Source organism: Burkholderiales bacterium (genome assembly GCA_015075645.1).
Lineage (GTDB): Bacteria > Pseudomonadota > Gammaproteobacteria > Burkholderiales > Casimicrobiaceae > VBCG01.
Genome location: JABTUF010000005.1, coordinates 360,524 through 387,386, shown reverse-complemented (window position 1 = coordinate 387,386; position 26,863 = coordinate 360,524). Strand labels below are relative to the sequence as shown.

The 26,863-nt window shown below is 70.4% G+C and carries 27 protein-coding genes, 1 tRNA gene and 1 pseudogene; 15 read left to right on the top strand and 14 right to left on the bottom strand.

The window, feature by feature from the left end; genetic code table 11:
* The first annotated feature begins 1 nt into the window (after position 1).
* From HS109_15115 to HS109_15100, 4 genes are read left to right on the top strand one after another with little or no spacing between them, the layout of a single operon-like run.
* Positions 2-1,375 (top strand): formimidoylglutamate deiminase, encoded by a 1,374-nt coding sequence (locus HS109_15115; protein MBE7523697.1) that lies wholly within the window; start codon positions 2-4, stop codon positions 1,373-1,375.
* Complete coding sequence (locus HS109_15110) at positions 1,372-2,601, top strand: imidazolonepropionase (GenBank protein MBE7523696.1); 1,230 nt, start codon at positions 1,372-1,374, stop codon at positions 2,599-2,601. Before HS109_15115 ends, HS109_15110 begins: the two co-directional genes overlap by 4 nt.
* Positions 2,595-3,395, top strand: coding sequence for an N-formylglutamate deformylase (gene hutG / locus HS109_15105; protein MBE7523695.1), 801 nt, complete (start codon positions 2,595-2,597; stop codon positions 3,393-3,395). The genes HS109_15110 and hutG overlap by 7 nt, the downstream gene beginning before the upstream one ends.
* Positions 3,392-3,694, top strand: coding sequence for a DUF2007 domain-containing protein (locus HS109_15100; GenBank protein ID MBE7523694.1), 303 nt, complete (start codon positions 3,392-3,394; stop codon positions 3,692-3,694). Before hutG ends, HS109_15100 begins: the two co-directional genes overlap by 4 nt.
* Positions 3,695-3,713: 19 nt before the next feature.
* On the opposite strand, the gene HS109_15095 is transcribed toward HS109_15100, so the two are convergent.
* Genes HS109_15095 through ccmA form a run of 8 tightly spaced genes read right to left on the bottom strand, consistent with a single transcriptional unit; the run spans position 3,714 to position 9,405 of the window.
* The gene (locus HS109_15095; GenBank protein ID MBE7523693.1) at positions 3,714-4,151 is read right to left on the bottom strand and encodes a cytochrome c-type biogenesis protein CcmH; all 438 of its coding nucleotides are present in this window, start codon (positions 4,149-4,151) and stop codon (positions 3,714-3,716) included.
* A gap of 23 nt (positions 4,152-4,174) precedes the next feature.
* Positions 4,175-4,705 (bottom strand): DsbE family thiol:disulfide interchange protein, encoded by a 531-nt coding sequence (locus HS109_15090; protein ID MBE7523692.1) that lies wholly within the window; start codon positions 4,703-4,705, stop codon positions 4,175-4,177.
* A 13-nt stretch (positions 4,706-4,718) separates the two neighbouring features.
* Positions 4,719-6,704 carry a heme lyase CcmF/NrfE family subunit gene (locus tag HS109_15085; protein MBE7523691.1) on the bottom strand — a complete coding sequence of 662 codons (1,986 nt, stop codon included), beginning with the start codon at positions 6,702-6,704 and terminating at the stop codon, positions 4,719-4,721.
* 13 nt (positions 6,705-6,717) lie between these two features.
* Positions 6,718-7,170 carry a cytochrome c maturation protein CcmE gene (gene ccmE / locus HS109_15080; protein ID MBE7523690.1) on the bottom strand — a complete coding sequence of 151 codons (453 nt, stop codon included), beginning with the start codon at positions 7,168-7,170 and terminating at the stop codon, positions 6,718-6,720.
* Entirely contained in the window at positions 7,167-7,331 is a 165-nt protein-coding gene (gene ccmD / locus HS109_15075) for a heme exporter protein CcmD (GenBank protein MBE7523689.1), read from the bottom strand. Before ccmD ends, ccmE begins: the two co-directional genes overlap by 4 nt.
* A complete protein-coding gene (ccsA, locus tag HS109_15070; GenBank protein ID MBE7523688.1) occupies positions 7,328-8,074 on the bottom strand; it encodes a cytochrome c biogenesis protein CcsA in 747 nt (248 codons plus the stop codon). Before ccsA ends, ccmD begins: the two co-directional genes overlap by 4 nt.
* 6 nt (positions 8,075-8,080) lie before the next feature.
* Positions 8,081-8,791 (bottom strand): heme exporter protein CcmB, encoded by a 711-nt coding sequence (gene ccmB / locus HS109_15065; GenBank protein MBE7523687.1) that lies wholly within the window; start codon positions 8,789-8,791, stop codon positions 8,081-8,083.
* Positions 8,788-9,405, bottom strand: coding sequence for a cytochrome c biogenesis heme-transporting ATPase CcmA (gene ccmA, locus HS109_15060; GenBank protein MBE7523686.1), 618 nt, complete (start codon positions 9,403-9,405; stop codon positions 8,788-8,790). The genes ccmB and ccmA overlap by 4 nt, the downstream gene beginning before the upstream one ends.
* Positions 9,406-9,574: 169 nt before the next feature.
* Here ccmA and HS109_15055 point away from each other — a divergent pair, with 169 nt between their 5' ends.
* Positions 9,575-11,098, top strand: coding sequence for an Ig-like domain repeat protein (locus HS109_15055; protein MBE7523685.1), 1,524 nt, complete (start codon positions 9,575-9,577; stop codon positions 11,096-11,098).
* Here the strand turns inward: HS109_15055 and HS109_15050 are convergent.
* From HS109_15050 to ccmI, 3 genes are all read right to left on the bottom strand, one after another.
* Positions 11,065-12,591 (bottom strand): FecR domain-containing protein, encoded by a 1,527-nt coding sequence (locus tag HS109_15050; GenBank protein MBE7523684.1) that lies wholly within the window; start codon positions 12,589-12,591, stop codon positions 11,065-11,067. The genes HS109_15055 and HS109_15050 overlap by 34 nt on opposite strands.
* Before the next feature lie 10 nt (positions 12,592-12,601).
* Positions 12,602-13,933, bottom strand: coding sequence for a hypothetical protein (locus HS109_15045; GenBank protein ID MBE7523683.1), 1,332 nt, complete (start codon positions 13,931-13,933; stop codon positions 12,602-12,604).
* 303 nt (positions 13,934-14,236) lie between these two features.
* Entirely contained in the window at positions 14,237-15,454 is a 1,218-nt protein-coding gene (ccmI, locus tag HS109_15040; GenBank protein MBE7523682.1) for a c-type cytochrome biogenesis protein CcmI, read from the bottom strand.
* A gap of 144 nt (positions 15,455-15,598) precedes the next feature.
* On the opposite strand from ccmI, the gene HS109_15035 reads away from it, so the two are divergent.
* The 5 genes from HS109_15035 to HS109_15015 all read left to right on the top strand — a co-directional run bounded on the left by HS109_15035 (position 15,599) and on the right by HS109_15015 (position 21,323).
* On the top strand, positions 15,599-17,893 hold the full coding sequence (locus HS109_15035) for an NADP-dependent malic enzyme (protein MBE7523681.1): 2,295 nt from the start codon (positions 15,599-15,601) through the stop codon (positions 17,891-17,893).
* A 116-nt stretch (positions 17,894-18,009) separates the two neighbouring features.
* On the top strand, positions 18,010-19,059 hold the full coding sequence (locus tag HS109_15030) for an ABC transporter substrate-binding protein (protein MBE7523680.1): 1,050 nt from the start codon (positions 18,010-18,012) through the stop codon (positions 19,057-19,059).
* 7 nt (positions 19,060-19,066) lie between these two features.
* Complete coding sequence (locus HS109_15025; protein MBE7523679.1) at positions 19,067-19,912, top strand: ABC transporter ATP-binding protein; 846 nt, start codon at positions 19,067-19,069, stop codon at positions 19,910-19,912.
* Positions 19,912-20,691, top strand: coding sequence for an ABC transporter permease (locus HS109_15020; protein ID MBE7523678.1), 780 nt, complete (start codon positions 19,912-19,914; stop codon positions 20,689-20,691). Before HS109_15025 ends, HS109_15020 begins: the two co-directional genes overlap by 1 nt.
* 35 nt (positions 20,692-20,726) lie before the next feature.
* Positions 20,727-21,323, top strand: a complete 597-nt coding sequence (locus HS109_15015) for a HupE/UreJ family protein (protein MBE7523677.1) — start codon at positions 20,727-20,729, stop codon at positions 21,321-21,323.
* A gap of 24 nt (positions 21,324-21,347) precedes the next feature.
* Here the strand turns inward: HS109_15015 and folE are convergent, their stop codons facing one another.
* Positions 21,348-21,992, bottom strand: coding sequence for a GTP cyclohydrolase I FolE (gene folE / locus HS109_15010; protein MBE7523676.1), 645 nt, complete (start codon positions 21,990-21,992; stop codon positions 21,348-21,350).
* A 116-nt stretch (positions 21,993-22,108) separates the two neighbouring features.
* Between folE and HS109_15005 the strand changes: the two genes are divergently transcribed.
* The 3 genes from HS109_15005 to HS109_14995 all read left to right on the top strand — a co-directional run bounded on the left by HS109_15005 (position 22,109) and on the right by HS109_14995 (position 24,133).
* Positions 22,109-22,198, top strand: a tRNA-Ser gene (locus HS109_15005).
* A 327-nt stretch (positions 22,199-22,525) separates the two neighbouring features.
* Positions 22,526-22,723 carry a hypothetical protein gene (locus HS109_15000; GenBank protein ID MBE7523675.1) on the top strand — a complete coding sequence of 66 codons (198 nt, stop codon included), beginning with the start codon at positions 22,526-22,528 and terminating at the stop codon, positions 22,721-22,723.
* A 60-nt stretch (positions 22,724-22,783) separates the two neighbouring features.
* Positions 22,784-24,133, top strand: a complete 1,350-nt coding sequence (locus tag HS109_14995) for a tyrosine-type recombinase/integrase (protein MBE7523674.1) — start codon at positions 22,784-22,786, stop codon at positions 24,131-24,133.
* A 193-nt stretch (positions 24,134-24,326) separates the two neighbouring features.
* Here the strand turns inward: HS109_14995 and HS109_14990 are convergent, their stop codons facing one another.
* Positions 24,327-24,470, bottom strand: a complete 144-nt coding sequence (locus HS109_14990; protein MBE7523673.1) for a transposase — start codon at positions 24,468-24,470, stop codon at positions 24,327-24,329.
* Positions 24,471-24,562: 92 nt separating this feature from the next.
* Between HS109_14990 and HS109_14985 the strand changes: the two genes are divergently transcribed.
* Both HS109_14985 and HS109_14980 read left to right on the top strand, forming a co-directional pair.
* Positions 24,563-24,964: a nucleotidyltransferase domain-containing protein gene (locus tag HS109_14985; protein MBE7523672.1), complete on the top strand. Its 402-nt coding sequence runs from the start codon at positions 24,563-24,565 to the stop codon at positions 24,962-24,964.
* Positions 24,961-25,410 carry a DUF86 domain-containing protein gene (locus tag HS109_14980; protein ID MBE7523671.1) on the top strand — a complete coding sequence of 150 codons (450 nt, stop codon included), beginning with the start codon at positions 24,961-24,963 and terminating at the stop codon, positions 25,408-25,410. Before HS109_14985 ends, HS109_14980 begins: the two co-directional genes overlap by 4 nt.
* Before the next feature lie 230 nt (positions 25,411-25,640).
* Here HS109_14980 and HS109_14975 read toward each other — a convergent pair.
* Positions 25,641-26,818 (bottom strand): annotated as a pseudogene (locus HS109_14975) (IS3 family transposase).
* Positions 26,819-26,863: the final 45 nt, after the last annotated feature.

Genomic DNA, 26,863 nt, shown 5'->3' with positions numbered 1-26,863 from the left:
CATGACACGGCGGATTCATGCCGATCGCGCGCTGCTGCCGCAAGGCTGGGCGCGCGACGTGACCGTCGTCATCGGTGCCGACGGGGCGATCGTCGAGGTTCGATCCGGCGCCGCGCGCGACGGCGCGGAGGACGCCGGCGGGCCGCTCGTGCCGGCGATGCCGAACCTGCACTCTCACGCGTTCCAGCGCGGCGTGGCCGGCCTCACCGGGCGATCGAACACGGACGGCGACGACAGTTTCTGGACCTGGCGGCGCGCGCTCTACGCGTTCCTCGACCACCTCGACCCGGACCGTTTCGAGGCGATCGCCGCCCAGGTCTACGTCGAGATGGCGAAAGCGGGCTACGGCGCGGTCGCCGAGTTCCACTACGTGCACCACGACGCGAAAGGGCGGCCCTACGCGGATCGCGCCGAGATGTCGCGGCGCGCGCTCGCGGCGGCGCTCACCGCCGGGACGCCGCTGACGCTCCTGCCGGTGTACTACGCGCACGGCGGATTCGGCGCGGCGCCGCCGTCGTCGGCACAGCGGCGGTTCGTGATGTCGGTCGACGAGTACGCCGCGCTCGTCGATGCGCTGGTGCCGCTCGCGCAAGCGCGCGGTGCGGTCCTGGGCGTCGCGCCGCACAGCCTGCGCGCGGTCGCGCCGGACCAACTCGGCCGCGCGGTCGCGGCGGCCCCGCTCCGTTCGCCGGTGCACATCCACGTCGCCGAACAGACCGCCGAGGTGGACGACTGCCTCGCGTGGTCGGGGCAGCGTCCGGTCGCGTGGCTGCTCGACCATTGCGCGGTGGACGAGCGCTGGTGCCTCGTGCACGCGACGCACATGGTCGATGCCGAGACCACCTCGCTCGCGTCGAGCGGAGCGGTCGCCGGACTCGCCCCGACGACCGAGGCGGACCTGGGCGACGGCACGTTTCCGGGCGTCGCCTTCGCCGCTGCCCACGGCCGATGGGGCGTCGGAAGCGACTCGAACACGATCGTCGATCCGTTCGCCGAACTGCGGCAGTTCGAGTATTCGCAGCGCCTCGCGTGGCGCCGCCGCAACCTGATGCGCCATGGCGCGGGAGACTCGGTCGGTGCGTCGATGTGGCTCGCGGCGGCGCGTGGCGGCGCGCAGGCGTGCGGGCGGCGCACCGGCGCCATCGAGCCGGGCGCGATGGCCGACCTCGTCGTGCTCGACGCGGAGGAACCCGCGCTCGCCGGGCACGGGGACACGATCCTCGATGCGGCGATCTTCGGGCCCTGCCGCGCGCCGGTGCGCCACACGATGGCGAGCGGCTCCTGGATCGTGCGCGACGGCCGCCATCGCGATGAGGAGGCCGTGTGGTCGCGGTTTCGCGCGGCGATGGGGCGTTTCCCGGATGCGGCGGCATGAACGCGCCGTCCCGTTTCGATGTCGTGCTGTCCGGCGTGCATCTCGCGACGCTCGACGGCGAGGGCTGGGGCATCGTGCGCGACGCCGCGATCGGCGTCGTCGGCGACACGATCGCCTGGCTCGGGCCGCGGGTCGACCTTCCGAACCTTCCGGCGGCGCGGCGCCTCGCGTTCGACGGCGCGTGGGCGATACCCGGACTCGTCGATTGCCACACCCACCTCGTCTACGCCGGCAATCGCGCGGGCGAGTTCGAGCGACGCCTCGCCGGCGCGACCTACGAGGAGATCGCCCGTTCGGGGGGCGGCATCCTGTCGACGGTGCGCGCGACACGCGCGGCGGGAGCGGGCGAACTCGCCGACGCGAGCCGGCCACGCCTCGTGGCCCTCGCCGCCGAGGGCGCCACCACCGTCGAGATCAAGTCCGGCTACGGCCTCGAACGCGACGCGGAGCTGAAGCAGCTCGAGGTCGCGCGGAGGCTCTCCGCCGAACTCGGTGTCGACGTGCGCACGACGCTCCTCGCCGCGCACGCCGTTCCGCCGGAGTTCGCGGGGCGCGCCGATGCGTGGATCGATGTCGTGTGCGCGGACATCGTGCCTGCGGCGGCGCGCTCCGGACTCGCCGACGCGGTCGATGCGTTCTGCGAACGGATCGGCTTCACGCGCGACCAGACGCGGCGTGTCTTCGTCGCGGCCCGCGCGGCGGGATTGCCGGTCAAGCTCCACGCCGAACAGCTCTCCGACCAGGACGGCGCGGCGCTCGCGGCGGAGTTTCGCGCGCTGTCGGCCGACCACCTCGAATGGCTCTCGCCGCGCGGCATCGCGGCGATGGCCGCCTCCGGCACCGTCGCGGTGCTGCTGCCCGGGGCGTACTATGCGTTGAGGGAGACGCGGCTGCCGCCGATCGACGCGCTGCGGAGCGCGGGCGTGCCGATGGCGGTCGCGACCGACTGCAACCCGGGCACCTCGCCCACGACCTCGCCGCTGCTGATGCTGAACATGGCCTGCACGCTGTTCCGCCTGACGCCGCTCGAGGCGATGCGCGGCATGACGCACGTCGCCGCGCGCGCGCTCGGGCTCGCCGACCGCGGACGGCTGCGGGTCGGCATGCGCGCCGACGTCGCGGTGTACGCGGTGGGCGAGCCGGCCGAACTCGCCTGGCGCTTCGGCGGCAATCCCTGCGTCGGGACGCTTCGTGCGGGCGTGCCGCACTTCGCGGGGGTATCGTGAGTCTGTGGCGGCTCGCGCGCGGCGAATCGCCGCTCGTGATCGACGTGCCGCACGCGGGCACCGACGTGCCCGACGCGATCGCAGCGCGCATGACGGCGGAGGCGCGAACGCTGCCCGACACCGACTGGCACGTCGAGAAGCTCTACGCGTTCGCGCGCGAGACCGGCGCGACTCTGCTCGTGGCGACGCACTCGCGCTACGTCGTCGACCTCAACCGCGACCCGGGCGGCGTCGCGCTCTATGCGGGCGCGGACAACACGGAACTCGTGCCGACGCGCACCTTCGCCAACGCCCCGATCTGGCGCGATGGCGAGGTGCCCGACGCCGCCGAGGTCGCCGCCCGCATCGAAGGCTACTTCACGCCGTACCACGAGGCCCTGCACGCGGAGATCGACCGCGTGCGCGCGATCCACGGTCATGCGGTGCTGCTCGATGGCCACTCGATCCGGGCGGAGGTGCCGCGCTTCTTCTCGGGCCGCCTCCCCGACCTCAACCTCGGGACCGCCGACGGCGCGAGCGCCGATCCCTCGGTCCAGGCGCTCGCGGCCGGACTCCTCGCCGGCGAGCGCGGCTTCAGCTCGGTCGTGAACGGGCGCTTCAAGGGCGGCTTCGTCACGCGCCGCTACGGACGCCCGCGCGAGGGCGTGCACGCGCTGCAACTCGAGATGGCGCAGGCAGCCTACATGGACGAGGCGCCGCCGTACCGCTTCGATCCTTCGCGCGCGTCGACGCTGCAGGCCCTTCTGCGGCGATTGGTCGCGGCGCTCGCGGACTGGAGGCCGGCGCGGACGTGAAGCGGCTCTACAGCGCCCACAGCCGGGTCGATGCGTGGCTCCTGCGCGACCGGCTGCTGCACGCGGACATCGAGGCGCACGTCTTCAACCAGCACATGTCGTCGATCGTGGGCGACGTCCCGCCCGACGTCGCCGGGCCGCAGGTGTGGGTCGACGACGAGGACTACGCGCGCGCGAAGGACGTGCTCGCGGCGTTCGACGCGGAGCGCGCCCGCGCGGGCAGCCTGCGCTGCGCGCACTGCGGCGAGGACAATCCGGCGACCTTCGACTTCTGCTGGAAATGCGGCCGGTCGCTGTGATGCGACGCGTTCCGTCGCGTCAGGTGCGCGGCGCGTCGTCGAGCAGCGCCCGCGCGCGGTCAGCCGCGTCCTGCGACAGAGGGGCCTCCGCGCTGGCGGCAGCGCGACGCCTGCGCACGATCAGGAACCACGCCGCCCCGCCGCCCGCGAGGAGCAGGAACGGGCCGAACCACAGGAGCCAGGTCGCCGGCTTGACCGGGGGCTGGTAGAGCACGAAGTCGCCGTAGCGCGCGACGAGGAACGCGCGGATCTCGTCGTCCGAGCGGCCCGAGGTCGCGAGTTCGCGCACTTCGCGCCGCAGATCCTCCGCGAGCGGAGCATTCGACTCGGCGAGCGTCTGGTTCTGGCAGACGAGGCAGCGCAGTTCGGTCTCGAGGTGCTTCAGCCGCGCGTCGAGCGCGGCGTCGCCCGTCTGCGCCGCCACGGACGCGGCGCACGCGAACGCGAGCGGCAACACGAAGCGGACGAGACCGGAGGTGGTCACGATTGCTGCAGCTTGCGCACGAGCGGCAGGATGGTCTGCTGCAGCGCCTCGGAGGTGACCGGCCCGATGTGCTTGTGGCGGATCACGCCCGCCTTGTCGACGACGAAGGTCTCGGGCACGCCGTAGACGCCCCAGTCGATGCCCACGCGGCCGTCGGCGTCGACGACCGACAGCGTGTACGGATCACCGTGTCGCGCGAGCCAGGCGAGGCCCTCGTCGGTCTTGTCCTTGTAGTTCAATCCGACGATCGGCACCGCCTTGGAGTTCGCGAGTTCGACGAGCAGCGGGTGCTCGACGCGGCAGGAGACGCACCACGAGGCCCAGACGTTCAGGAGCCACACCTGGCCGCGGAAGTCGGCGGTCGCGATCCTGCGCGAGGGGTCGTGCAGGTCGGCGAGCGCGAACGCCGGCGCGGGCTTCCCGACCAACGGCGAGGGCACCTCGCGCGGATCGCGGAACAGGCCGACGAACAGGAACGCGACGATCGCGGCGAAGATCGCGAGCGGGACCGCGAAGCGCCACTTCATCGACGGCGTCTCCTCATGCGCGCGCCGCCGCGAAGGTCGCCTGGGCCTTCGCGCGGACGGCGATCCGGTAGCGACGGTCGCTCACCGCGAGGAAGCCGCCGAGCGCCATCAGCAGGCAGCCGGCCCAGATCCAGTCGACGAACGGCTTCACGTAGATGCGTACGCCCCACGCACCGTCGACGCCCGAGGCGCCCACCGGCTCGCCGAGCGACACGTACAGATCGCCGGTGACGCGCGTGCGGATCGCCGCCTCGGTCATCGACTGGCCGGACGCCGCGTAGACGCGCTTCTCCGGATGGAGCGTGTCGACGAGGACGCCGGCGCGGCGGACCTCGATCGTGCCGACCAGCGACTGGTAGTTCGGGCCCGGGCGCGGAGCGACGCCCTTGAACGCGAACGCATGGCCGCCGACCTCGACCGACTCGCCCAGGTCGAGGCGCACGTCGCGCTCGACCTCGTAGGCGTTCACCAGCGTCACGCCGACGATGAACACGGCCACGCCGAGGTGCGCTGCCAGCATGCCGTACCACGAGGCCGAGTTCGCGCGGAGCTTCGCGGCGAGCGTCGCCTGCGGAGAGCCGCGCAGGCGCCCTGCCACGAGTGCCGCGGTCGCCGCGACCACCCACAGCGCGAGGAACAGTCCGAACGCGACGCCCGCCGACCAGCGGCCCATCGCGAAGGGCAGGAGCAGCGCCGCGACGGTCGAAGCGGCGAGCGCGACGCGCAGGCGCGTCCACAGCGCGAGGAGGCTCGCGCTGCGCCAGCCGGCGAGCGGCCCGACGCCCATCAGGAACACGAGCGGCGCCATCAGCGGGACGAACACCGCCTCGAAGTAGGGCGGGCCGACCGAGATCTTGCCCGCGTTGAGCGCGTCGAGCGCGAGCGGGTAGAGGGTGCCCAGCAGCACGCTCGCCATCGCCACGACGAGGAGGATGTTGTTCGCGAGCAGCATCGATTCGCGCGACACCGGATCGAACGGCGCACCGCCGCCGACCGCCCCCGCGCGCGCCGCGTAGAGCACGAGCGAGCCGCCGATCACGACCACGAGGAAGCCGAGCACGAACACGCCGCGCGCCGGATCGGTCGCGAAAGCGTGGACCGAGGTCAGCACGCCGGAGCGCACGAGGAACGTGCCGATGAGCGAGAGCGAGAACGCGAGGATCGCGAGCAGCACGGTCCAGTTGCGGAACGTGCCGCGCTTCTCGGTGACCGCGAGCGAGTGGATGAGCGCGGTCCCGACGAGCCAGGGCATGAACGACGCGTTCTCGACCGGGTCCCAGAACCACCAGCCGCCCCAGCCCAACTCGTAGTAGGCCCACGCGCTGCCGAGCATGATGCCGAGCGTGAGGAAGCACCACGCGACCGTGGTCCACGGTCGCGACCACCGCGCCCAGGTCGCGTCGAGGCGCCCGCCGAGGAGCGCCGCGATCGCGAAGGCGAACGCGACCGAGAAGCCGACGTAGCCCATGTAGAGGAGCGGCGGATGCACGACCATCCCCGGATCCTGCAGCAGCGGATTGAGGTCACGTCCTTCCGGTGCGGGCGGCACGAGGCGCTCGAACGGGTTCGAGGTGAGGAGCAGGAACGCGAGGAAGCCGACCGCGACCAGACCCATCACGCCCAGCACGCGCGCGAGCATCGGGGCGGGCAGGTTGCGCGAGCGCAGCGCGACCGCCGCGGACCAGCCTCCGAGCATCAGCGTCCACAGCAGCAGCGAGCCCTCGTGCGAGCCCCAGGTCGCCGCGAACTTGTAGCGGGGCGGCAACGCCGAGAACGAGTTCTGCGCGACGTTCGCGACCGAGAAATCCGACGCGAGGAAGCTCGCCGCGAGGCAGCCGAACGCGATGGCTACCAGCGCGAACTGCACGAGCGCGGCGGGGCGCGCGAACGCCATCAGCGCCGCGTCGCGTCGTGCCGCGCCCCAGAGCGGGACGACGCCCTGCGCGAGCGCGACGCAGAACGCGAGGATCAGGGCGAGGTGGCCGAACTCGGGGATCATCGCGCTCCCACCGTCAGCGGCCGGACGATGACATGCTGCCGCCCTTGTGCGCCTGCTCGATCGCGGCGGCGGCCTCCGGCGGCATGTAGTTCTCATCGTGCTTCGCGAGCACCTCGGTCGCGCGGAACACGCCGTCGGATCCGATCGCCCCTTGCGCGACGACGCCCTTGCCTTCCTTGAAGAGGTCGGGCAGGAGGCCGGTGTAGACGACGGTCATCTTCTGCGCGGTATCGGTCACGACGAAGCGCACGGTCAGCGAATCCTTCTCGCGCTGCAGGCTGCCCGACTCGACCATGCCGCCGATGCGGAACGGCCGGCCGACCGGCGCCTCGTTCGCGAGCACCTGCGACGGCGAATAGAAGAACACGAGGTTCGACTGGAACGCGTTCAGCACCAGCGCGACCGCGACCGCGATCGCCGCGAGCCCGGCCGCGATCCATGCCAGGCGACGATGGCGCGCCTTCATCGCAGCTCCCCTGCCGTCCCGCCCTCCGGGAACGCCTCCGCGAGCGCGCGCCGCCGCCGGGCGCGAAGCGCGACCGCCTCGACGACGATCGCGAGCGCGCACGCGCCGTAGGCCATCGCGACGTACCAGCCGTAGCCGCCCATCGACGAGAAATCGCTCATGCCCGGCCCTCCAGTGCCGCGTGCGGGCCGATCCACGCGGCGCCACGCTCGCGTTCGAGCACGATGGCCGCGACCCGCCACAGCGCCGCGGCGATGCACCACGCCCACGCGGCGAGGGTCATCAGCAGCATCCCGGCGAGCATCGTCTTCGCCATCGTCGGCGCCGCGGTGAGGCTCACGCTCGCGCCCTGGTGCAGCGTGTTCCACCAGCGTACCGAGAAATAGATGATCGGGACGTTCACCGCGCCGACCAGCGTGAGCACTGCGCATGCGCGGTCGGCGCGTCGCGGGTCGTCGATCGCGCCGCGCAATGCGATCACGCCGAAGTACAGGAACAGGAGGATCAGGGTCGAGGTCATGCGCGCGTCCCAGGCCCAGTAGGTGCCCCAGGTCGGCCGGCCCCAGAACGCGCCGGTCCACAGCGCGAGCGCCGCCATGATCGCCCCCGACGGCGCGAGCGCCTGCGCCATCATCGACGAGAGCCGCGTGTTGAAGCCGAGCGCGAGCGCGCTCCAGAACGCCATCACGAGGTAGACGAACATCGCCATCCACGCGGTGGGGACGTGCACGTAGATGATCCGGTAGGCCTCGCCCTGCGTCGCGTCGGTCGGCGCGACCACGAAACCGACGTAGAGACCCGCGACCGCGAGCGCCATCGCCGCGATCGCGAAAACGGGCGCGAGCCGGCGCGCGATCGGGTAGAAGGTCGCCGGCGAAGCGTAGAAGTACCAGCGGTTGGCCATGAAATCTCAGTCGAGCGCGATGCGTACCGCCGCCGCGGCCGCGAACGGCGCTCCGAGCGCGGCGGCGATCAGCCCGGCGCCGAGGAGCGAGAGATTCGCGTCGACCGCGAGGCCGGCACGGTACGCATCGACCGCGCCGGCACCGAAGATCAGCACCGGCACATACAGCGGCAGCACGAGCAGGGCGAGGAGTCCGCCGGCGCCGCGCGCCCCCAGCGTCAGCGCAGCGCCGATCGCGCCGATGAGCGAGAGGATCGGCGTCCCGAGCGCGAGGCTCGCGCCGAGCACGCCGACCGCGCCGCGGTCGAGCCCGTAGGGCAGGGCGGCCAGCGGCGCGAGCACGACGACCGGCAATCCCGTCGTCAGCCAGTGCGCGGCTATTTTACCGGAGACGATGGCGGCGAGCGGCCAGGGCGACAGCGCCATCTGCTCGAGCGTGCCGTCCGCCTGGTCCTGAGCGAACAGCCGCGGGAGCGAGATGAGGGACGCGAGGAGCGCCGCCACCCACAGGACGCCCGGACCGAGCGTCGCGAGGACGGTGCGATCCGGCGAGGTCGCGAGCGGGAACAGGGTGGCCACCACGACGTAGAACGCGACCAGCACGGCGAGTTCCGAGCGCGTGCGCAGCGCGATGCGGAGATCGCGCGCGAGCGCCCACGCGAAGGCCGCGAGTACGCCGTCGCGCTCGTCTCCTTCCGCCGGGACGGTGACGCTCATCCCTGGAGCGCGAGCGGCCGCATGCGCGCGGGCGGCAGCGCGAGCGGCGCGTGGGTGGACAGGACGGCGAGGCCGCCTGCCTCGAGATGGCCGGTGACGAGCACCTCGAGCGTCGCGACGCCGTCGGCGTCGAGCGCTGTGGCGGGCTCGTCCAGGATCCACACGCGCCGCCGCGAGAGCGCGAGACGCGCGAGCCCGATGCGGCGCCGCTGGCCCTGCGAGAGCGAGCGTGCCGGCAATCCCTGGCGGGAGCGAAGGGACACGCGTTCGAGGGCGCTGTCAACCGCCGTCTCGTCGACCGGCATCCCCGACAGCGCCGCGAGCGAAACCAGGTTCTCGCGCGCCGAGAGTTCGTCCTTCAGCGCCGCGGCGTGGCCACTCCAGGTCACGGCGGCGCGAAGCGCGGGCGAACCCGGCACCACGCGCGCGCCGTCGAGCCGGACCTCGCCTGATTCGGGCAACGTGAGTCCGGCGAGGACGCGCAGCAGCGTGGTCTTGCCGCGCCCGTTGGCGCCGGTGACGACGAGCGCTTCGCCCTCGCCCACGCGGAAGCCCAGGCCGGCGAACAGGGGCGCGTTGCCGCGCCGCGCGGCGAGGTCGTGCGCTTCGAGCATCGGTGGGGCGGGCGATCGCCGGCGTGCGGCGGGGGCGGACCGGGAAGCGTCCAGGAACGCGGATTATAGCGGCGCCGCGCGGGCTCCCATGGCAGACGTCCGTCCGTGCCGAGGCTATGATGCGGCTGCCTGCCGGGCGTTGCGCCCGTTCGACCACGACGAGTTTCGCATGGCGACCGACCTCCGAATCCGACGCCGCCGCGTTCGCACCTGGCTGTGTGGCGTGGCCGCGATCGGCGCGGTCGCGGCGGCGTCCGCGTCCGCGCAGGGCTCTCTCACGGCGGAACTCGCCATCGCGCCAGCGACGATCCGGTCGGGCGGACCCGCGCAGATCGAGGTCGCGCTCGGCAACACGGCCGACGACGCGACGATCGGCGGCATCGCGTTCGATGTCGTGTTCCCGCCGGTGATGCATCGCTGGGGCACGCCCTCGTTGAACCCATGCGGCGGTGTCGTGACCGAGACCGCGACCGGATTCCGGTTCCGCAACGGTTCGCTCGGCGCGTCCGCATCCTGCGTCGTGACCTTCCCGATCACCGTCGAGCAGGACGACGACGGCGACGTCGCGCTCACGCTGGGTGCCGTGAGTTCGATCGACGGCGGGACGGTCGAAGGTCTCACCGCGAGCGTCCGCGTGATCGGCGGCATTCCGCCCACGATCACCTCGCCCCCGCCGCCGGCGCGCGGATACCTCGGCCTCGTCTATCGACACGTCGTCACGGTGACCGGCTCCGCGCCGGTCGCCGTCGAGGCGAGCGGGCTGCCGCCGGGGCTCGCCTACGACGATGCGACCCGCACCCTCTCAGGCAAGCCGACGCAGGCGGGCGAGTTCCTGATGACGCTTCGCGCCGTCAACCACGTGGCGTTTGGTACCGCGCAACGGGTCGTCGTCGTGGTCATCAATCCTCCGCTGCAGTTCACGTCGGTCGCGCCGTTGTCGCCGCCGTTGCCCGTCCTGGTGCCGGCCGCGGTCGTCGTGGAAGCCGCAGGCGGCCTGGCGCCGTACGCGTTCGAACTCGCAGGGGGTTCGCTGCCGCCGGGGCTCGTGCTCGGACGTTCGGGCAAGATCGGCGGCGTTCCGACCGCGCCGGGCACCTTCCGATTCACGCTTCGCGTGCGCGACAGGCTGTTCCAGTCCGCGACGCAGGACTATGAGCTCGTCGTCGGCGACGGCACCGGATCGGGGGGCGTCCTCGCCCTCGATCTCGCTCCCAACCCCGCGGTGATCGGGCAGTCGGTCGTGATGACGGCGACCGTGGCGTCGCTCTCGGGGACGCCGACCGGTGTCGTGGACCTGTGGGTCGCCGCCAGGGGGACCCGTTGTCCCGACCCGTTCGAGAGCGGCGACGCGCCGGTCACGTCGATCGCGCGCACGCTGCCGCTCGCGAGCGGCGGTGTCGCGCACTTCGTGTTCACCGACCTCGGTGCCGGGACGTTCCGCGTGTGTGCGCGCCACCGTGGCGGCGCGGATGCGCCCGTCGCGATGGCCGGCCCGTTGGAACTCTACGTGATCAAGGGCGTCGTGCTCGACGCGGACAAGGCGATGGACGGCGCCGTACCCGTGCCCGGTCCCGGACCGCTGATGCTGGTGTTCGTCGCCTGCGCGGTCGCGTTCGCGGGAGCGCTGCGCCTGCGCCGTCGCTCCGCGCGGCGTGCCGATCAGCAGTTGCCCGGCGCCGCGCAGCGGCGATAGCCCGCCGCGCCTTCGATGACGCCCGAGCGCGTGTTGAAGAAGTAGTCGAGACCGAGCCCCTGCGCCCCCGGACCCGCGAGGAATCCGGCGAAGTTCGTCGCGATCAGCGACTGGCACGCGCTGCCGCTGCAACTCCCGGCCGCGCCGATGCCGGTGGTGGAGAAGAGCGGTCCCACGAGGCTCGCGGTGCCGCCCAGCGTGTAGGTCGCGTCGGTGAACCCGACCTGCAGTCCGTTGACGCTGACCCGGGCGGTGCCGAAGTCGACGCCGATGCGCCCGCCCGAGACGAGCGTGCCGACCGCGCCGGTGGCCGAATCGGTGGGCCGCGTGCCGCCGATGAGCGCGAACTCGACGATGCCGGAAGTCGGAAGCTCGGTCGAGGCGATGCCGTAGACGTAGTGCAGATTCCCGCCGTCGTTGTTCACGATCACGCCGTTGGGGAGCTGCTGCGCGATCGACGAGCCCGGCCCCATCCACCGGCCCCAGTTGAGGTTGGCGCCGCCCGACACGCTGCTGCCGGCGTCGACGAGGCTCGCGGTGCCGAGCGACGCGATGAGGGTTTCGGTGTCGATGCCCACGAGCCGGCCGAGCGGGTCGAACCTCAGGCGTTCGGAGGCGACGTCGGTCAGGATCTCGAGCGTGGCTTCGTCGGAGCCGACGACCCCCACGATCGGCGGCGCGACCGGCTCGCCGAGCGCGAGGTCCTGCGTCGACTGGTAGGGGTAGCGCACGGTGGCGAGGAGCGACGAGTACGGACCCTGTGCGAACTCGGGCACGCGGCGGAACCCGGCGGCGTCCGCGACATTCACCGGCGCATCGACGATCGCGCGCGACAGGAACGCCGGTGGACCCATGAGCCTCTGCGGCGCGCCGCCGTCCGGCACGACGTAGAACTCGCGCTGGCGGAAGGTGGCGGTGAACGCCGGCGCGGTCGCGATGGCCGATCCGTCGTACACCGAGACATACAGGCCCGGCGCGGCGGGAGCATCGGCGCCCGGGTCGCGACAGGCCCCCGGCGCGCAGACGCCGATCTGGAGGTGCAGGCTGCGCACGTCGATCGCCGCCTGCGGCGTCGTCACCTGCATCACTTCGCGCGGCACCGGGCCGGTCAGCGGCCATTCGCTCGGGGGCCATTCGCTCGGCGGCGTCGCGGCCCGGATCGCGCCTCGCGCGAGATGGAGCGTCGGTTCCTCGCCGAGCGCGGCGATGCGCAGTTCGGACGAGGGCGCGATGGCGATCACGGCTCCGCCGGCGAAGCGCAGCTGCGCGCGGGCGTGCTCGCCGGTCACGATCGTGTCGCCGGCGCCGAGGCGCGCGCCAGCGGTGGCCGCGACGCGACCCGCGCCGCGGGCGATCGCGACCTCGCCGGTCGTGAACACGAGTTCGGCCGGTTGCGCCGAGGCGAGCGCGGGACCCAGTACTGCGGCGAGAACGAGGAGCGCGCGGGCGAGGACCGCGGGAAGCGGCGGGGCGGACGTGCGCACGCGGGTCATGCGGTCACCCTCAGGGGAAGTCGTAACGCAATTTCGCGCCCACGACCAGACGGTCGTACTGGTAGAGCGCGATGTTGGAATCGTTGCGCGTGAACTGCGCCTCGATGCGGCCGGTGAGCGACCTGGTGAAGAAGTAGAGCGCGGCGAGCGAGGCGCCGTAGTAGTCGTCGACCCGGTCGAGACCCAACAGCGGCATCGGAGCGCGGTAGTCGCTGCGCTGGAACGTGAACGCCCCGTTCAACGCCCACGCGGGTCGGGGCGAGAGCGTGAGGTCGGCGGTCGCGCCGTAGACGTCGCGCGACAGGTAGTCGAGGTCGTAGCGGTTGTCCTCGCGCGCGCCCACCGCCGACAGGTTGAGCACGGGCTGCCAGAGCGAGCGCCAGACACGTCGCGCCGCGAGCGACAGCGCGTAGAAGTCGCTGCCGCGCGCCTCGTTGACGCCGGGAAACGCGATGCGCGCGTACTGCGGCGTGATGCTCCCGGTCACGAGTTCGTTCGCGAGGTAGCGCCATTCCACCGCGAGCCCGTCGGAATAGCGGTAGCGGTCGCCGCCGACCAGCAGTTCGCCGTGCGCGTAGGTGCCGTAGATCGTGTGCGCGCCGCGCTGCCAGCTCGCGCCGAGCAGCGCGGCGCCCTGCGCGATGTCGAACTCGCTCGCCCCCGCGTTGAACTGGCCGCTGCCGGCGAGTCCGCCGTAGAGCGTGACACCGGGCGCGACCGGGTAGTGGACGTCGACCTTGCCGGCGAGCCAGCCGAATCCCGCCTCCTGCTCGACGCCGAAGTCCGCCACGGTGACCGAGCCCAGCACCGGCAGCGCGATGCTCGCTTGCTGCACGCCCGCGTTCACGTTGCTGTCGTAGCCGCCGCCCAGTTCGATCCAGCCGCGCACGCCGGGGCGGATCTGCGCCTCGCGCGCGTCGATCGCTTCGAGGTAGCGACCGATGCTCGTGCGCACCGCGGGCGGCGGATCGGTCGCGAGGACGGCGTCGAACGCGCGGCGCGCACCGATGTCGTCGCCGGCATCGAAGTACGCACGGGCGAGTTCGAGGCGCCCGCGCGCGTCGGCCGGATGGCGCAGCACGTAGCGCTCCAGCGCCACGACGCCTTCGGGCGCGCGTCCCAGGTCGACCGCGGCGATGCCGCACCACAGGTCGAGCTGCGGTTCGGCGACCCGGTCAGCCGCCTCGCACAGCGGCCAGGCTTCGAACGAGCGGCCCGCCTCGACCAGCGCGCGGATCGTGTCGGCGGGCCGCGCCTGCGCGTGCGCCGTCGACCAGCTTGCCGCTAGCGTGATCGCCGCGAATGCGGCGGTCCTGACGACGCGTCGGGTGAGGGGCGCCATGGGGCGCGGGGATCATATCAGGAGACAGGAGTCAGAGGACAGAGGACAGAGGCGGCGGCGTCTCCGGTGGCGGCGCATCGAGCGCCGATGCGAACTCCTCGCAGGTCGGTGGCGCAACGAGCGCCGTTGCGAACTTCTCGCAGGTCGGTGGCGCATCGAGCGCCGTTGCGAACTCCTCGTGGGTCAGGCTTTAGCCTGACGGGGTTCATCGCATCGGAGCGGAAGGCGTCCGGTTGAAGCCGGACGCATGACGACCGCGCACCGACGCGCAACGTGCCGCCAGCGACGCCACGCGGATCCTCCCTACGGCAGCACGCGATCGATCGTGACGACGATACCCGCTGTGCCCGGCCGCACCGGAGCGCTCGTGCCGGCGAGATCGCCGCTGGCCGGCGTCGCGCTGCCCGATGCGGAAACGCGCGCCTCGACCACCACCTCGGATGCGCTCGACAGCGTGGCGTCGCGCGACATCGCCATCGAATCGTCGAGCGCGAACTCGAACGGCAGGTCGCGCGCGGCGCGCCGCACGATCGCGAGCGGCATCCGCGAACCCTGCGCCGCGCGCGCGTACACGAACAGCGTCGCGTCGGGGGTCACTTGCGCTGCGAGTTTCGGCGCGACGACGACACGGCCGGCGACGCGCGCCGCGGCAGCGGGCGCGGCAGGCTCCGCTGCCGCGCGCGGCGCGCCGCCTCCGAGCGTTGCGATCGTCTCGCGAATGCTCTTCGCGTCCTCGCTCTCCGGAGGCACGACCGCCAGCAGGCGCCGCCAGTAACCGATCGCGGCCTGGTCGTCACCGCGCTCCATCGCGGCCGAAGCCGCCAGCGCGAGGGACTTCGGATGGCGCGGGTCCGCCGCGAGGGCCTGCGCGACGAGTTCGGTCGGCCGCCCGGCGAGCGTGCGACCTTGCGCCATGCCCAGAGCGTCGGCCCAATCCGCGAGCACGCCGGCATCGTTGGGGAGCCGCAGGGCCGCCTGTTCGTAGGCTTGCGCCGCCTCCTGGTAGCGCTGCAGCGCGTCCATCGAGCGGCCGAGCAGCAACCAGCCCTGCGGATCGTCGGGGTGCTCCTTCATGCGCTGCGCGAGGCGGTCGACCATCGCGACGATCTCGGCATCGGTGAATCGCGACCGCGCGGCGTTCGCGTCGAGCGCATCGGGCCGGCCGAGCACGAGGTAGGCGACGAGCGCCGTCGCGGGCACGATCGCCACCAGCGCGATCGCGACGATCCACGACGCGCGTCCTGGCGGCACGGCGGGCGCGGGCGGCGCGCTGGCGAGTTCCGCGCCCAGCCGCGCCACCAGTTCCGCGCTGGTCGCGTCGCGCTCGTCCGCGCCGATCGCGCCGGAGGCGACGTCCGCGTCGAGTTCGTGTTTCCGGTCGCGGTAGACCGCCGCCGACGCTTCGGCATCTGCCGGATGCTCGCGCGAGCGCCCGGAACGCAGGAGCGGCACGACGAGGACCGCGAGCGTGGCGAGGACGAGAACGAGCGCGAGGGCCCAGAAGAGCGTGCCGGTCGACATGGATCGGGCCGACCAGGTGTGAGGGCCGGCGACGGTGGAACCCGGCATTATAGGGGGCCGATGCTGCGGCGCCGGTTTCCAAAGGGCGCCCGCCCCGATACACTGGCCTCGCCCTCCCGCCCGCGCCCGACCCGGCGAACCTCCATGTCCGATCAACGCTCGCTCCGCGAAGCCTCGCTCGAGTACCACCGTCTCTCGCCGCCCGGCAAGATCGCGATCGCCCCGACCAAGCAGCTCTCGAACCAGCGGGACCTCGCGCTCGCGTACTCGCCCGGCGTCGCCGCCGCCTGCGAGGAGATCGTGCGCGATCCCGCGCAGGCGCGAAGCCTCACCTCGCGCGCGAACTTGGTCGGCGTCGTGACCAACGGGACCGCGGTGCTGGGGCTGGGCGCGATCGGCGCGCTCGCCGGGAAGCCGGTGATGGAGGGCAAGGCGGTCCTGTTCAAGAAGTTCGCGGGGATCGACTGCTTCGACATCGAACTCGACGAGCGCGATCCCGACAAGCTCGTCGACATGATCTGCGCGCTCGAACCGACGTTCGGCGGGATCAACCTCGAGGACATCAAGGCGCCCGAGTGCTTCTACATCGAGCGCGCCTGCCGCGAGCGCATGAAGATCCCGGTATTCCACGACGACCAGCACGGCACGGCGATCATCGTCGGCGCGGCGATCGTCAACGGGCTGCGCGTCGTCGGCAAGGACATGAAGGACGTGAAGCTCGTGTGTTCGGGCGCCGGCGCCGCGGCGCTCGCGTGCCTCGACCTGCTGGTGTCGCTCGGCATTCGCCGCGAGAACATCTGGGTGTCGGACATCAAGGGTGTCGTCTACCAGGGCCGCCAGGAGGAGATGGACGACCACAAGGCGATCTACGCGCAGGCGACGCCGGCGCGTACGCTGAAGGAGATCCTGCCGGGAACCGACGTGTTCCTGGGCCTGTCGGCCGCCCGGGTGCTGAAGCCCGAGTGGCTGCCGATGCTCGCCCGGGATCCGCTGATCCTCGCGCTCGCCAATCCCGAGCCCGAGATCATGCCGGACATCGCGAAGGCGGCGCGCCCGGACGCGGTCATCGCGACCGGCCGCTCGGACTTCCCCAACCAGGTCAACAACGTCCTGTGCTTCCCGTTCATCTTCCGCGGCGCGCTCGACGTCGGCGCCACGACGATCAACGAGCCGATGAAGCTCGCGGCGGTGCGCGCGATCGCGGACCTCGCGATGGCCGAGCAGTCCGAGGTGGTCGCGCACGCGTACAACCTCGAGAACATCCGCTTCGGCCCCGAGTACCTGATCCCGAAGCCCTTCGATCCGAGGCTCATCGAGCGCATCGCGCCCGCGGTCGCGCGGGCCGCGATGGAGTCCGGCGTCGCGACGCGCCCGATCGAGGACTTCGACGCCTACGGCGTGCGGCTCACGCAGTTCGTCTACCACTCGAGCCTGCTGATGAAGCCGATCTTCTCGGCGGCGAAGCAGGCGCCGAAGCGCATCGTCTACGCGGAAGGCGAGGACGAGCGTGTGCTCCGTGCGGTGCAGGTGGTCATCGACGAGGGCCTCGCGAAGCCGATCCTCATCGGCCGCCCGGCGGTGCTGCAGCAGCGCATCGAGCGCTTCGGCCTCCGGCTCGTGCCGGGCCGCGACTTCGACGTCGTGAACCCCGAACAGGACGATCGCTTCCGCGAGTACTGGACCGAGTACTACCGGCTGACCGAGCGCAAGGGCATCTCGCAGGAGTACGCGAAGATCGAGCTGCGCCGGCGCAACACGCTGATCGGCGCGATGATGATCCACCTGGGCGACGCGGACGGGATGCTGTGCGGCACCTTCGGCACCCACCAGATGCACCGCCGCTACATCGACCAGGTGATCGGACTGCGCCGCGGCGCGAAGACCTACGCCGCGATGAACGCGCTCATCATGACCGACCGGACGGTGTTCATCGCCGACACCTACGTCAACGCCGATCCGACGGCGGAGCAGGTCGCCGAGATCACGATCCTCGCGGCGGAGGAGGTGCGCCGGTTCGGCATCACGCCGAAGGTCGCGCTGGTGTCGCATTCGAACTTCGGCACGAGCGAGGCGCCGTCCGCCACCAAGATGCGCCGCGCGCTGGCGATCGTGAACAGCCTCGATCCCGACCTCGAAGTCGAGGGCGAGATGCACGGCGACGCGGCGCTCTCGGAGGAGGTGCGCTCGCGCGTGTTCCCGAACTCGCGCCTCAAGGGCGAGGCGAATCTCCTCGTCATGCCGACGATCGACGCCGCGAACATCTCGTTCAACCTGCTGAAGGTCAGCTCGGGCAGCGGCGTCACGCTCGGGCCGATGCTCCTCGGCGTCGCGAAGCCGATCCACATCCTGACCCCGTCGGCGACCGTCCGCCGCATCGTCAACATGACGGCGCTCTCGGTGGTCGACGCGAACATCGAGCGGCAGGCCGCGCTCATCTGAGGCGCTGCTGTCGCGGCGCCGGGCCGGTGGCTGGGCCGCCGACGCGCGCGCGGGCGCGCCGTGGTGCACAATGCGCGGGTCCGGCGAGAGGCCGGTTCCAGACGACGGGAGAGGGCATGAAACGGGGAGTCAAGGGCGCCCTGCGGGGCGCATGCGCGATCGTGCTGGCGGTGTTCGCCTGGACGCTCGCCGGCGGCGCGGTGGCGCAAGACACGAAGGTGAAGTTCCAGCTCGACTGGCGCTTCGAGGGGAACGCGGCGCCGTTCCTGCTCGCGAAGGCGAAAGGCTACTTCGCGCAGGAGAAGCTCGACGTCGAGATCGACGCCGGCAGCGGCTCGGGCAACGCGGTGAACCGCGTCGCGTCCGGGGCCTACCAGATGGGCTTCGCGGACCTGGCGTCGCTGATCGAGTTCGTCGGCAACAACCCGACCGCGCCGAACAAGCCGGTCGCCGTGATGATGGTCTACGACGCGACGCCCGCCGCGGTGTTCTCGCTCAAGAAGACCGGCATCCGCGCGCCCGCCGGCCTGCAGGGGAAGAAGATGGGCGCCCCGGTGTTCGACGCCGGGCGCCGCGCGTTCCCGATCTTCGTGAAGGCGAACCACCTCGACGCCTCGAAGATCGCGTGGACCGCGATGGACCCGCCGCTGCGCGAGACGATGCTCCTGCGCGGCGACGTCGACGCGATCACCGGCTTCTACTTCACGAGCCTCCTCAACCTCAACCGCGGCGGCGCGAAGGACGAGGACATCGACGTGATGCTCTACGCGCAGCACGGCGTCGACCTCTACAGCAACGCGATCATCGTGTCCGAGCCGTTCCTGAAGGAGAAGCCGGAGGCGGTGCGCGGCTTCCTGCGCGCGATGACCAAGGGCCTGCGCGACGTGCTCGCCGACCCCGACGCGTCGATCCGCTACGTCAAGGAGCGCGACGCGCTGATCGACGAGGCGCTCGAGAAGCGCCGGATGCGCCTCGCGATCTCGAGCGCGATCGTCACGCCTACGACGAAGGCCGAGGGCGTCGGCGACGTGAAACCGGCGCGCCTCGCGAACATGGTCGTCCAGGTGTCCGAGGCGTTCGGGTTGAAGAGCCAGGTGAAGCCCGAGCAGGTGTGGAACGGCAGCTACCTGCCGCCGCGCGCCGACCGGATGATCGTCCCGAAGTAGCCGGAACATCCCGGGATCCGATCGCAGAGCGGCGGCGCCCGGGTATCCCCGCGTGACCGCCGTCGCCCAACCGCCGTTCGTCGACTTCCGCAACGTCTGGCTCGCCTACGAGGGCCAGGACGCGTTCGCGGTCGAGGACCTGACGCTCTCGATCGCGCCGGGCGAGTTCGTCGCGATCGTCGGCCCCTCGGGCTGCGGCAAGAGCACGTTCATGAAGCTCGCGACCGGCCTCAAGGCGCCGACGCGCGGCGAGGTCGACGTCGAGGGGGTCCGGCTCACGCGCACACTCAAGATCGCCGGGATGGCGTTCCAGGCGCCCACGCTGCTGCCGTGGCGCACCACGCTCGACAACGTGCTGCTGCCGCTCGAGATCGTCGAGCCCTACCGCTCGACCTTCAAGCGTGAACGTGCCACCTACGTGGCGCGCGCGAAGGCGCTGCTCGCGACCGTGGGCCTCGCCGGCTACGAGGACACCTACCCGTGGCAGCTCTCCGGCGGCATGCAGCAGCGCGCGTCGATCTGCCGCGCGCTGGTGCACCAGCCGAAGATGCTCTTGCTCGACGAGCCGTTCGGCGCGCTCGACGCGTTCACCCGCGAGGAACTGTGGTGCGTGCTGCGCGACCTCTGGGCCGAGCACCGTTTCACCGTCATCCTGGTGACGCACGACCTGCGCGAGGCGGTGTTCCTCGCCGACACCGTCTACGTGATGAGCAAGCGCCCGGGCCGCATCCTCGCGCGCCGCGCGGTCGACCTGCCGCGTCCGCGAGATCTGGAGGTGACCTACAGCGAGGCGTTCACCGGGCAGGTCCACGAACTGCGCGAGCGGATCGGCATGGTCCGCAAGGTATCCTGATGTCGAAGGCTGCGCGCCCCGGACTGGAGCAGCTCGCCCCGTGGCTGCTGTCGGCGCTGATCCTCGTGGTCTGGCAGTTCGTCTGCTGGGCGTTCGACATCTCGGACTTCATCTTCCCGTCGCCGCTGCAGGTGGCGCGCTCGCTCGTCGAGTACGCCGGCCCGATCGCGGGGCACGCGTGGCGGACGTTCTGGACCACGATGGCGGGCTTCGCGATCGGCGTGGCGGTCGGCGTGCTGCTCGGCGTGATCGTCGGTTCGTCGCGCTTCATCTACAACGCGCTCTACCCGCTGCTCGTCGCGTTCAACAGCGTGCCCAAGTCCGCGTTCGTCCCGATACTCGTCGTCTGGTTCGGCATCGGCACGGTCCCGGCGGTGCTGACCGCGTTCCTGATCTGCTTCTTCCCGATCGTCGTCAACGTCGCGACCGGGCTCGCCACGCTCGAGCCCGAACTCGAGGACGTGCTGCGCGCGCTCGGCGCGACGCGCTACGACGTGCTGACGAAGGTCGGCCTGCCGCGCTCGCTGCCGTTCTTCTTCGCCTCGCTCAAGGTGGCGATCACGCTCGCGTTCGTCGGAACCGTCGTGTCGGAAACGGTCGCGGCGAACGAAGGGATCGGGTACCTGATGATGTCCGCCGGCTCGTCGATGCGCATGCCGCTCGTCTTCGCCGGCCTGTTCGTGATCGGCGTGATGGCGATGGCGATGTACGAACTCTTCGCGATCCTCGAGCGCCGGATGACCGGCTGGGCGCACCGCGGGCAGGCGGCCGCGCCCTGAGGACCTCCCCCGACCCACTACTTCGCGAGGCTCCGATGCGTCCCCCGTGCCTCCAACGCAGTCTGACCGCGGCAGCCGCACTCGCCGCCGCCGCGCTCGTCTCCCGCGCGCATGCCGGACACGGCGACATCGCCGGCCTGGGCGACGGGATCCTGCACGTGACCTCGGGCAACGTGTTCATGCTCGGCGCGGTCGCGGTCGGCATCTGGGCCATGGCCTTCCCGTGGAAGCGGGCCTGGATCCTTTCCGTGGTCTTCGTGGCCGCGATGGCGGCCGGCGCGTGGGCCGGCCTCGGCCGGCCGCGCGAGGAAGGCGTCGAGATCGTCGTCGTCGCCTCGCTGGTCGTCATGGGCGCGCTCATCATGCGCGCGAACGCGTTCTCGCTCCCCGGTGCGGTCGCGATCTGCCTCGTGTTCGGCGCGCTGCACGGCTACGCGCACGGCACGGAGGCCGGCCAGAGCGGTGCATTCGGCGCACACGTGGGCGGGCTCACCATCGCCACCGCCGCGCTCGCGATCGCAGGCATGGCGCTCGGCCTGATGCTGCGCCTGTCCTCGCGCTACGGCCTGCGCATCGCCGGCGCCCTGGTCGCGCTCGCCGGACTGTGGTTCGCGGCCGGCCTCGCGCGGTAGCGCGGTCGCGCCCCGGCCGAACGGTCAGGTGTTGGCCACCGCGCCCCGACCCGCGAGCCCGATGATCGACAGGAACTCGCGGCGGGTGCGCGCATCGCTGCGGAAGGCGCCGACCATGCGGCTCGTCACCATCGAGACGCCCGACTTGTGCACGCCGCGCGTCGTCATGCACTGGTGCGCCGCCTCGACGACGACCGCGACGCCGCGCGGCTTCAGCACCTGCTGCAGCGTGTCGGCGATCTGCGCGGTCATCTTCTCCTGGATCTGCAGCCGCTTCGCATAGACCTCGACCAGCCGCGCGAGCTTGCTGATGCCGACGACGCGCCGGTCGGGCAGGTAGCCGATGTGCACCTTGCCGATGATCGGCACCATGTGGTGCTCGCAGTGGCTCTCGAAGCGGATGTCCGAGAGCACGATGATCTCGTCGTAGCCGTCGACCTCCTCGAAGGTGCGCGCGAGCACCTGGTTCGGGTCGTGGTGGTAGCCGGCGAAGAACTCCTCGTAGGCGCGCACGACGCGGCCGGGAGTCTCGAGGAGCCCTTCGCGCTTCGGGTCGTCGCCCGCCCAGCGGATGAGCGTGCGGACCGCTTCCTCGGCTTCGTCACGGCTGGGGCGATCCGGTGCGCGCTCGCGCGATCGGGTTGCTGGCTTGCGGGCGGTTCCGGGCATGCGATGCTCCCTCGTCGGCGTTCGATCTCGTATGGACGCGCGCTGCGAGCCGCACGTTCCGCAAGGGTAGCCCAACCCGGCGCGCCCGGAGCCCGTCGGGTAAAATCCGGCCCCACGGAGAGGTGGATGAGCGGTTTAAGTCACACGCCTGGAAAGCGTGCGTAGGCTAACCCCTACCGCGGGTTCGAATCCCGCCCTCTCCGCCAGCTCCTTCGCAATGTATTGATTGTTAAGGACAAATCGGAAGCGGTTCGAAGTCAAGGTGTCCCAAAGTGGTGACCCAAATTCCGTTGTGGAATGGGGTTGCCGATGGACCGTTTCGCATTCGCTGTCGCGCGCATTGCCACGCTTGTCGCGACTCGCGCGCGTCTTCGCGCTCTCCACGGACGCTCGTCGTCACGGAGTGAACGTCGCGGCCTCCGCGAACGATCAATTCGCGATCGGCGGCCCACGGTTTCCCAGCATGCTTCGTGGGTGCGCGCGTTGTGGGGCGCACCGGCCTGCCACGTCGCTACGCCTGGCTCGCGAGGGGCATGATCATGCGCCTGGCGAGCTTCCTGAAACGCAACCGGCACGGCGTCTTCTACCTGCGCTGGGTCAATCCGTTCGCGAAGCCCGACAGGCACGCCGTGTGCAGCACCGAGGTCGCCATCTCCTTGCGCACGACCTGTCGTCGCAGAGCGGCGGCGATCAGCCGCGATCTGAGCGCCCTGTCAGCGATCGGCATATAGGAGCCACCTCGTGATTGGCGTATAGGAGCCCGCTGGCTATGGCGGCTGCCGGCAATTCGCGTGGCGGCGCGCAGCGGCGACCCTGCGGCAGTCGCGATGCATGCGGACTTCCGCCGGGCGGTGGCCGCCTGGGTCGAGCAGCTGCATAGCGATCCTGTGCGCGTCGGCGCGAGAGCGGATCTGAATCGGTCCGACACCGACCTCGTAACCGGTGCGCCGCTTCCGGACGTGGTCGGCAGAATCCAAGACACCCCGCTGGGCCTCGCGGCGCGCGCCTTGCCGTCGAGTTCCGCGATTGCCGGGTCGACCGATCCTGCCGTGGCTCCGGCAGCGCCGGCCGCCGCGACGATGGTGCAGTCGATCGCGCATTCGCTCACCACCAATCGACCGGTGCGCACGCGCAAGACAACCGGCGAGTACGAGCGCATCTTCACAGCGTTCGCCGCCTGGTGTGCCGATCGCCGTATCACGACTCTCGCGCCGATCACCGCGGCGCACCTTGCGGCGTACAAGAAGCACTTGGTCGAAGCTCGGCAGCTCGCGCCGAAGACCATCAACAAAGCACTCACCGCCCTTGGCCAGCTGTTTCGCGATGCCCAGGCCGCCGGGCATTATCCACCCGCATTGCCGGTGCCCACTTGCGGCCATCTGTTCAAGAAGAAGGCCGTGAGCAAATCGGTGCGCTCGTGGCTGCCCCTCACGCCGGAGGACCTCACGCGGGTCTCCGATCCCGCCACCTTTGGTGCCTTCGTCAAACCGCACGAGTTCTGGGTCCCGCTCCTGCTGCTGCATCAGGGGTTGCGCGTCGGCGAAGCGTCACAACTGTCGACATCCGACATCCGCGAAGAGGATGGACTCTGGGTGCTCGAGGTAACGGACGAGCGAGAGGGAGCCTCGGTGAAGTCGGACGCCTCGCGGAGGATCGTCCCGTTGCATCCGGCATTGGTCGACCTTGGACTGCCCGACTATCTACAGGATGTCCGGACCACAGTAGGTGAAGGGCTACTGTTTCCGTACCTGCGCGTCGATTGGGTCAATGGGTTCGGCGACGTTCCCGGCGAGTCGCTGAAACGCTATCTCAAGCGGATCCTCGCCCATCCGCGCAAGCGCTCGCATTCCTTCCGACACACTGTCAATGGGATGCTCAAGCAGGCCGGCGTTTCCGAGGAGCACCGTGCCGAATTCGTCGGCCACGAGCATGACATCGTCAATTCCACCGTCTACGCAGAGCGGCTCGCGCCGACGGCAATGGCGAGCATCGTGTTTCCGTTTCTGAAGTTTCCATTGGACTACCCGCGGCTTCGCTACCAGGCGGGACGGTTAACGGAGATCATCCAGGCCGAACTGGGGCGCCGCCGGCGGCACGAGCGTCGGCGTACGGCGGCAAGGGCCAGGATCGCGTCGCCTTGAGCACTGCGACGAAGAGATCCGACAACCGGCTGCGGGCGGCCGTGGCTTCCGCCGGTGACGACGTAGCCACGCGCTGGCGGCAACCGGCCGCGTGCGCGCTACACGCACTCGCCGAGGCGATTCCAATCATGGAAAGGCTCCTCCCAGATCAAATTGAGCAAGCGCGGAGCGCACTACGCGCCCGCGGAATTCTCTACGCTCGATGCTCCGCGGTCACCGGCTTCCCCTCCGGCGCGCACAGCTTGCCCGCGTTCGCCGCCTTGACCCAGTTGCGCAGCGTCTGCTCCACCAGCCCCAGATCGCGGGCCACGGCACCCACCGCCTCCCCAGACTTCACCCGCTTCACCGTCGGCTCCTTGAACTGACCTGCAAATGGCCCGTCGCAGGGGTATATTTGAGGCTATCAGCGCCCCCGAGGCGATTCAAGTCATGGAAAGGCTCCTCCCAGATCAAATCGAGCAAGTGCGGAACGCACTACGCGCCCGCGGAATTCTCTACGCTCGACTTTTCGGCTCGGCAGCGCGAGGCGCTATGTCGTTCGACAGTGACGTGGACTTGGCCGTGTCGGCCGATGCGCCTTTGACAAGTCAGCAGAAACGGGAGCTCATCGAGGACGTCTCGGCCATCGTTCTGCGCCCGGTTGATGTTGTGGATTTCCGTACCGCTCATGGTGCCGTCTTCGACGAAGCACTCGATGGGCATGAGCTGTTCTGTGACAGCGAAGAAGCCAAAGCAGAGGCTCAGTACCGTCGCGTAACAGTGATTCAAGACGATCTCGAGTTCGCGAGGCAGGCGTTCGATTCCGCGAAGCATCGGATGTTTGTGCCATGAACTTCAGCCGCGATGTGCTCATCTCGAAGCTGGGCCAATTGCAGGACGTGATTGAAAGAATCCAGTCAAAGCGCCCGGCGACGCTGGACGTTTTGCTCAAGGACCGGGACGTTCAAGACATTCTCTCGAAGAATATTGAACGTGCGGTGCAGATCTGCGTAGACATTGCAACGCACATCGCGACGTCAAGCGGCATGTCGCCAAAGACCGCCGGCGAATCGTTCAAGATGCTCGTCGCGGCTGGAGCGCTTGATGAGAGCGTCGCGAAGGCCATGACGAACGCGGTCGGCTTCCGTAACATCGCCGTGCATGATTACGTGCGTATCGACTGGGAGATCGTGATGAAGATCGCGAGCGAAGGCCTCGACGACCTTCGGGCTTTTGGCGCATGGACGACGAAGCTGTGTGGTCATTCGACGCCACCGCCACCAGGAGGCCGGCGCTAACGTCCCCCATTTGTTTCTCCGAGCCCGCTTCGGTGTTGGCGGCACCCTCCGTCACCCGCCGCAACCGCGCCCACCGCCAGTAAAGGCGATCGCCGAGCGGCACTCGACTGCGTGCTGATCGCCCCAGGAAAGGTGATGTCACGATTGCCTGTCCCAGGTCGCAGTGGCGAGTATCACGATCGACGCGGACCTCCTCATGCAGCGCGTGCTGGTAGCGGTGCCAACGCCGGTCACTGGGCGTGCCCGAAATCGTTTGGCGCGACGGAAGCGACGCAGAACCGCGCCGGCGAAACATAGCCGAGCGTCGAGTGCTTGCGCCTGCGGTTGTAGAACACCTCGATGTAGTCGAACAGATCGGCGATCGCCGCCTCGCGCGTCGCGTACCGGGTGCCATGCACGCGCTCGTTCTTCAAGCTGTTGAAGAAGCTCTCGGTCGGCGCGTTGTCCCAGCAGTTCCCCTTGCGGCTCATCGAGCAGGTCATGCCGAACTCGACCAGCTTGTCCTGGAACACGCCGCTCGCGTATTGGCTGCCCCTATCGGAGTGATGCATCAATCCAGGCGCCGGCTTGCGGCGAAACCACGCCATCGTCAGTGCATCGACCACGATATCCGCCGTCATCCGCGGCTTGATCGACCAGCCGACCACCTCGCGGTTGAACAGATCGAGCACCACGGCCAGGTACAGCCAACCCTCATCGGTCCAGATGTACGTCAGATCGGCCGTCCCACCCGATTGGGCGACGCCGGCGCGCAAACTCCCGGGCCAGCAGGTTGTCCGCCACCGGCGGCGCGTGCCTGGAATCGGTCGTCGCCTTGAACCGGCGCTTGTGCCGCGCCCTCAGGTCATGCTCCCGCATCAGCCGCTCGACCCGCGCCTTGCTCACCTGGTAGCCGCGCTCCCCCGCAGCTCCCGATACATCCGCGGCGAGCCGTAGGCCGCCTTGTGCTGCGCGTGCACGCTGCGCAGCAGCGCCAGCAGTTGCCCATCGGTCAGCCGTGTGCGATCCGGCCTGCCGCCACCCTTCCAGGCCCGATACCCGCTGATGCTCACCGTCAGCGTGGTGCACATCGTCGGCAGCGGAAAGTTCTTCCGTTGCGTGTCGATCAGGCGTACTTCACAGTGCATCTTTCGCGAAGTACGCCGTCGCTTTTTAGGATTTCATTCTCCATCCGCAGCCGCGCGTTCTCGGCCCGCACCCGCGAGAGCTCCATCTGCTCCGGCGTAATCGCCTTGGCTCCCGGCGGATTGAGCTTCCCCGCCTTCGCCGCCTTCACCCAGTTTCGCAGCGTCTGCTCGACCAAACCCAGGTCGCGCGCCACGACCGCGACCCCCTGGCCGCTGCGAACCCGCTTGACCGCCAGTTCCTTGAACTCCGCCGTGAACTCCTGCTTCGGTACCTTGAACATTCCCAGCCTCCATTTCGCCTATCCTATCCAAAGACCCTTGGAAGA